This window comes from Crocosphaera sp. Alani8 (assembly GCF_038442745.1).
GTDB lineage: Bacteria > Cyanobacteriota > Cyanobacteriia > Cyanobacteriales > Microcystaceae > Crocosphaera.
On sequence record NZ_JARVCN010000176.1, the window covers coordinates 1 to 6885 of the forward strand.

General features: G+C 42.6%; 5 protein-coding genes. 1 reads left to right on the forward strand and 4 read right to left on the reverse strand.

The features are described from left to right. Positions 1–174: 174 nt before the first annotated feature. The 4 genes from P9B04_RS11640 to P9B04_RS11655 form a co-directional block, all read right to left on the reverse strand. Entirely contained in the window at positions 175–1935 is a 1761-nt protein-coding gene (locus tag P9B04_RS11640) for an iron uptake porin (RefSeq protein WP_342055154.1), read from the reverse strand. A 284-nt stretch (positions 1936–2219) separates the two neighbouring features. Further along, complete coding sequence (locus P9B04_RS11645) at positions 2220–3995, reverse strand: iron uptake porin (RefSeq protein WP_342055155.1); 1776 nt, start codon at positions 3993–3995, stop codon at positions 2220–2222. A gap of 391 nt (positions 3996–4386) precedes the next feature. Next, positions 4387–5055, reverse strand: a complete 669-nt coding sequence (phoU, locus tag P9B04_RS11650) for a phosphate signaling complex protein PhoU (RefSeq protein ID WP_342055156.1) — start codon at positions 5053–5055, stop codon at positions 4387–4389. A gap of 159 nt (positions 5056–5214) precedes the next feature. Next, on the reverse strand, positions 5215–6507 hold the full coding sequence (locus tag P9B04_RS11655) for a sensor histidine kinase (RefSeq protein WP_342055157.1): 1293 nt from the start codon (positions 6505–6507) through the stop codon (positions 5215–5217). Positions 6508–6650: 143 nt separating this feature from the next. Here P9B04_RS11655 and P9B04_RS11660 point away from each other — a divergent pair. Further along, positions 6651–6885 (forward strand): glycerophosphodiester phosphodiesterase family protein (locus tag P9B04_RS11660; protein ID WP_342055158.1); only part of this gene is annotated, 235 nt, incomplete at its 3' end.

The window sequence follows — 6885 nt, forward strand, 5'->3', positions numbered from 1 at the left end:
TCCCCAGTCGCTTTCACCGAATTCCGGTCGATGCGACATTTTTGCGTCGCTCCCGCTGAACCCTTACAAACTAGCCAGTTTTATCGAAGGTGCAAGATGTGAGTAAAACAGGAAAACAACAAAGCAGTGACCAATCACTGATCACTGCTAACTGTTAACTATTAACTGAGTAGATTAGAACTTAAAGGTAGTACGTAAAGCTCCCACCCAGATACTGTTGTTATCTTCATTCCCTTCTGGGTTGATAACCACATAGAAACCAGGAGTTAACAAAATGCCATCAGTCAGAGGAAACTTGTACTGAGCTTCGATGATGTATGGGGTATCCTCATCAATTGACTGTAAGTCACCAGGAAGCGTCTCAACCCGTTCAGCAGTGACATACTGTCCACCACCAACAGAAAGTACAGCACCTTCCTTAAAGATATCCACCACAGACAAAATAGCTGCCCAAGTCCATAAGTCAGCCCCTAAACCACGGCGATCGTCCCCGATCTCTGGGTTAGCAAAACCTTGGGCGCGGGCTAAAGCGTAAGCACCAGTGGCGTGGAGGTGAAAGGTGTCATTAATACGCCAGTCCCCTGTGATACCATAACTATCTCGATTAGTTGGCGCATGAAAGAAGGGATCACTAGCTACACGACTACCGTTACTAGAGGTGGTATTAACGTCATCCGCAGTAAAGTATGAAAACAGGTAGGTAAAACTAACATCTAAGCTATCAGTGGGATAAATACTTAACTGACCCCCTGCGCTGTAGTTACCGTTAAATAAACCTTCTCCTAAGTCGGGACTATTCCCATTTTCCGCTAGGTAAAGACCTCTAACTACGAAAATGTCGTCCCAGAATTTGTATTCGGCACCAGCACCGATACCCTCAGGACCACGGAACAGTAACGGGTTACGACGCATGAAACGGGAGAGCGCACCACTTCCGGAACTAGCTAAGAATGGGTTACCCACATCGAAAATGTTATCAATGTCTAAGGCACTGGTTCCTACCCAACCACGGAATTTACCGATGGGGAAGCGATAGTAAACATCGTCGAATTCCACATCAGCATCGTTAGACGCATCGTGTCCCAGACGGGCCATAGTGGTTCCTGTTGCCCGATCCCATCGGGGGATGGTTCCAGACTGAAAACGAATCCTTAAACGGTCTTTTCCATAGAAACTGCTGTCAAAATTGAGTCGAGTCCGAAAGGCTAAGGTTGCATTATCATCAGGTCGTCGGGTCGCTCCGCGGGCATCGCGTCCAAAGTTAAAAATATCATCCCGTTCCCGTGAGTCGATGGCTCTCTCCCCAGAAGCACTGGAAAAGGTAAACAGCACTTCCCCTCTTAGTTTAGTAGTGGTAGAAAACTGGTGGTCTTCCAGGAATGCAACCCTTGTCTCTAGGTTATCCACCCGCGCTTTTAACGCCAGTAGTTCCTGTTCAAATTCTTGGGCTAACCGCTTTAATTTTTCGATGTCTTCCCTTAAAACCGCTACGTTTTCTTGCAATAACCTTTCTATGGTATTCAAACAGGCGTTTAATCCTGCTGCAAATTCAAAACGGGATAAGGCTCGGTTGCCTCTGAATGTGCGGTCTGGATAACCTACAATACAACCGTAACGTTCTACTAGACTTCTCAGGGCTTCATAAGCCCATTCTGTGGGAGAAACGTCCCGTAACTCAGAAATGCTGGTTACTTGGGACATCCCGTCTCCCCCGGTATTATCCCGAAACTGTTTACTGGTATCTCGGTTTAAGGGAGTTTTGAGAGTTGGACGATTTTGGAGAACCCCTAATGCTTCTTCGGGGGAAACTATGTCTCCCGAAGTTGGGTTCAGTTGATTTTCATCGGGGGCAGCCATCACTGTTTGGGTCGCCATTAGGGACAGAGCTGCCACACCAGATGTCATTTTCAGACATTGGGAAAACAATTTCCACATTTTTACGTTCCTCACACCTTAGAAATGTCCTGATTGCCTTAAACGGCAATCTAGTTCATACAATAGTAACTTGTTTATCAACTATGGTTTTTAGCTGATTTATCTAGATTTTGATTAAAATGGATTGGCAAAACAACAAATATTTTGCTACTTTACCCATTGTAAGATCTTCTAGATAGTAAACAGACTACATCCTAGACTACTAACTTTAAGAAATGGCTAAGACATAATAAAGGAACAGTAAAGTAAGAAACTGGTTCCCAATTACCAGTTATTATTGCTGATTAGAACTTAAAGGTAGTCCGTAAAGCTCCCACCCAGATACTGTTGTTATCTTCATCTCCTTCTGGGTTGATGACCACATAGAAGCCCGGGGTCAATAATATATTATCACTGAGGGGGTATTTATATTGTGCTTCTATGATGTAAGGTGTATCCTTATCGGGAATTCTGCGATCGCCGGGGAAAGCGTCTACACGCTCTGCGGTAACAAATTGACCACCCGCAACTGATAAAACGGCTCCCTCTTTGAAGACATCAATAACGGATAGAGCAGCACTCCAGGTCCATAGATCCGCCCCAAAACCACTGCGATCGACTCCATCTTTGTCTTTTCCTTGAGCGCGGGCTAGTGCATAACCTCCCCAAGCTGTCAAGTGGAAAGTATCATTAATGCGCCAGTCCCCTTGAATAGCGTAACTATCCCGTAGGGTAGGAGCGCCTAAGAAAGGATCACTAGCCACACGGCTACCATTACTAGAGGAGGTGTTAGGGCTACTTTCTCCTTGAGGATCAGCGGTTCCTGCAAAATAGGAAAGAAGATAGGTAAAGCTAAAATCTAAGTTATCTGCCGGATTAATCACTAATTGACCACCGGTGCTATAGTTACCATTAAACATCCCTTGTCCTAAATCTGGGCTATTACCGTTTTCTGCTAAGTATAAGCCTCGAACCTCAAAGAGATCATCCCATACTTTATATTTAAAACCCCCTCCCATACCTTCGGGACCACGGAACACTAAGGGGTTATAACGAAGAAACCTGGATAATGCACCACTGCCAGAACTGAATAAATGGGGATTTCCTACCTCGAAGATATCGTCAATATCGAGAGAGTTAGCCCCAACCCAAGCGGTTAAATTATCTACGGTGAACCTATAGTATACGTCTCCAATGCGAACATCGGCCTCTCTAAAGATATCGTGTCCTAATCGTGCCATAACTGTTCCTGTAGCACGACTATAGTTGACGATATTTCCTGTTTCGATTCGGGTTCTTAAACGGTCTTTTCCAGTGAAACTGGTGTCTAAATTGAGTCGAGTTCTAAAACCTAATGTTGCATTATCATCGATGCGTCGGGTTTCATCGCGTCCGTCCGCTCCAAAGTTAAAAATATCATCTCGTTGCCGTGAGTCGATCGCCCGTTCTCCAGAAGCACTGGAAAATGTAAACAGCACTTCCCCGTTTAATTTGGTTGTGGTGGAAAACTGGTGATCTTCCAGGAACGCAACCCTTGTTTCTAGGTTATCTACCCGCGCTTTCAACGCCAGTAGTTCTTGTTCAAATTCTTGGGCTAACCGCTTTAATTTTTCGATGTCTTCCCTTAAAACCGCTACGTTTTCTTGCAATAACCTTTCTATGGTATTCAAACAGGCGTTTAATCCTGCTGCAAATTCAAAACGGGATAAGGCTCGGTTGCCTCTGAATGTGCGGTCTGGATAACCTACAATACAACCGTAACGTTCTACTAGACTTCTCAGGGCTTCATAAGCCCATTCTGTGGGAGAAACGTCCCGTAACTCAGAAATGCTGGTTACTTGGGACATCCCGTCTCCCCCGGTATTATCCCGAAACTGTTTACTGGTATCTCGGTTTAAGGGAGTTTTGAGAGTTGGACGATTTTGGAGAACCCCTAATGCTTCTTCGGGGGAAACTATGTCTCCCGAGGTTGGGTTCAGTTGATTTTCATCGGGAGCAGCCATGACTGTTTGGGTTGCCATTAGGGACAAAGCTGCCACACCAGATGTCATTTTCAGACATTGGGAAAACAATTTCCACATTTTCACGTTCCTCACACCTAGAATATTTGACTTAACTGGTTTCTTATCACGATCGCATTTAGGCCTGGAGATGCAATTCTAGCAGTTGGTTAAGAGAAGGTGAGCAAATGATCATGTTTTAATTAAGAATTTGCATGGAGCTTTGATCGTCCCTTCGGGACAAGGAGTCAGGAGTGCGGAATTGCTTACCTCACATCTTGCACCTTAGATAAAACTGGCTAGTTTGTAAGCGTTCAGCTATCAGCCATTAGCTGAAACATATCAATATCTATCATCTACTGTGAGTAATATTAAACCAATGCTGAACGCTGACTGCTGTGCGATAGCGCCGGAACGGAGTGAGGAACTGCTGACTAATTTAAGTTTTTCTATACTGGTGCAAGATATCAGTTTAACCTCTGTGGCCAGTAACGATATAAGACACGCGCTGTGCAATATTAGTGGCATGGTCAGCCATTCTTTCTAAATGACGGATAACTAAAGCGAGGAGCAAATATGGCTCAATAACCCCGATAATGTCTCGCTGATTAGCTAAGCGATCATAAAGTTTTTCATAAGCATCGTCTACGGTATCGTCTAATTTTTTAACTCGTTTTCCAGCCCCCCCATCCAAGTCTGCTAAAGCCACTAAACTGGTAGCCAACATCATTTGAGCATGATTGGACATCATGGCCATTTCCCTCATACAATTCTGGTTTTCGTAGGGAAATAATTTGAGTGCGATTTCTCCTAAATCTTTAGCGTAGTCTCCAATGCGCTCTAAATCCCTAACCAATTGCATAAAAGCACTCAACAGACGCAAATCTTGAGCAACTGGAGATTGCAAGGTCATTAGTGTGGCACAGTCTGATTCTATTTTTCGATAGTAGCGATCTATTTGTTTATCAAGAATCGGAATTTTATGAGCTGCGTCGATGTCTCTTTCAAACAGAGCTTGATGACTGAGGCGAAAGGATTCCTCTACTAAGGTTCCCATCCGCAACACTTCCTGTTCTAGTCGTTTGAGACAGCGTTGAAAGTAAGTGTTTTCGGGATAATTATCTGGGGAAGAGATATTCACAACGCTATTGTTAATTTATACTGAATATTACTTTTTGAAATTAATTTAACCCTATATCTAGCATAGTATTTTTTATGTGCTATTTACAATAAATTGCAACATAAATTTAGTTTGGGACTCTTTATTTTAGCTCAGGAAAGTTAAGAAACAACAAAGGATCTAAGAGATTTTGGTTAATAGGATTTGTATCCAAGCCCCTCCCGTATCAGGATGATTTTTAGCTGTGATTGTTCCCCCATGAGCCTGTATAATTTCTTGAGTAATTGCTAGTCCTAAACCGCTTCCTGACCGTAAGGATTCTTTTTTTGTTCCCTGTCGATTTCGGGAAGTATCCCCTCGATATAAACGGTTAAAAATATGGGGAAGATCCTTTTCAGAAAATCCCAATCCTTGATCGAGAATACTTATCTCTATTGTTTGATTCTTAAAATCTTCCCTGAGACTGACTAATATTTCACTATTATCAGGACTATGTTTGATACTATTATCGAAAAGATTAATAAATACTTGCATTAAACGGGAGTTATCCCCTGAGAATCTTACTTCTTTTTCGCCAGAATTTCTTAAATTAATTTGTTTTTGTTGAGCAAGGGGTTCTACCACTTGCCATGCAACGGATAAAACGCTATTTAATTCTAACGGTTCTAAGGATAAATTTTGGTGGGGGTTTTCTTGTATTTGGTTTAATTCTAACCAATCTTCAACTAAATGAATCAAACGCTGGGTTTCTTGCCCCATTTGGTTGGCTCGAAGACGCTCCGGATCTGACAAACGTTGTCCTAACCACTCACAAATAAGAGAAATAGAGGTTAAAGGGGTGCGTAACTCATGGGTAAGATCGGATAAAGCTCGATCGCTCGAACGGGACAACTCCACTAAGGGTTGTTGGTTTTGAATGTAGACAATGACTTGTCCTTGGGGTAAGGGATAAGCGAAGCCTTTTAAAGCGACAGAACTGCTATTTAGGTTATTTTTGGGGTAAGTTTGGCTTTGAGACCGTGCTGGTACATAATTGGTGTAGTAGAATGTCCATTCATTCACCTGGGGGGTTTGAGTTTGGCGAGTTTGTTCGATCAGTTGATCTAATTCGTAGGAGCGAACCAACTCCAGTAACAGGCGAATTTGCTCTGGTTGCCAGCGATCGATTTGCAATAAACTCTGGGCTTGTGAATTACACCATAGTAGTTGATTTTCTGCGTCTACCCGTAAATAAGCAATGGGAGCTATTTCTAAAATCTGCTGTTTTAGCTCTAATTCTTCCTGTTGTTTGTGGTACTCTTGTTTTATGTAGCCAATTTCTCTCTTAATCAGAGTTAATACGGGTAAAGCACCTAGTAAATCTTCTGTATCAGGGGATACGGTTAAAATCTCTCTTAATTGAGCTTTTAGGCGATAATGGTTCCAAAGTAGGATTGTGATGCCTAAGAGAAAGCCAAGAATAAATGATTGCAAAATTACATGGGGGACTTAACAGCAGTTTCCAGTTGAGGGGATCAAAATTTTGTTAGGTTGGGGTGTGTTTTGGAAAGTTGATTAGGGACTACAAATAAATAGTCATTATTTTGTTAGATTATATCGTATCTTAAGTTAGAAAAATGTATCTTCTGATTGCTCATCGCGGTGCTAGTGCGTTTCGTCCGGAACATACCTTAGCGGCTTATGAATTAGCCATTGATTTGGGTGCAGATTTTATTGAACCTGATTTAGTTGTAACCAGGGATCGGGTATTAATTGCCCGTCACGAAAATGAATTATCAGAAACTACAAATATAGCAGAAATGTATCTTCTCAAAAAGCCAGGGGTCACTCGCTGCGAAAACTTAGGCCAAA

Coding starts and splice junctions, on each gene's coding strand:
- P9B04_RS11640 (WP_342055154.1), bottom strand. CDS start 1,935: ATGTGGAAATTGTTTTCCCAATGTCTGAAAATGACATCTGGTGTGGCA.
- P9B04_RS11645 (WP_342055155.1), bottom strand. CDS start 3,995: ATGTGGAAATTGTTTTCCCAATGTCTGAAAATGACATCTGGTGTGGCA.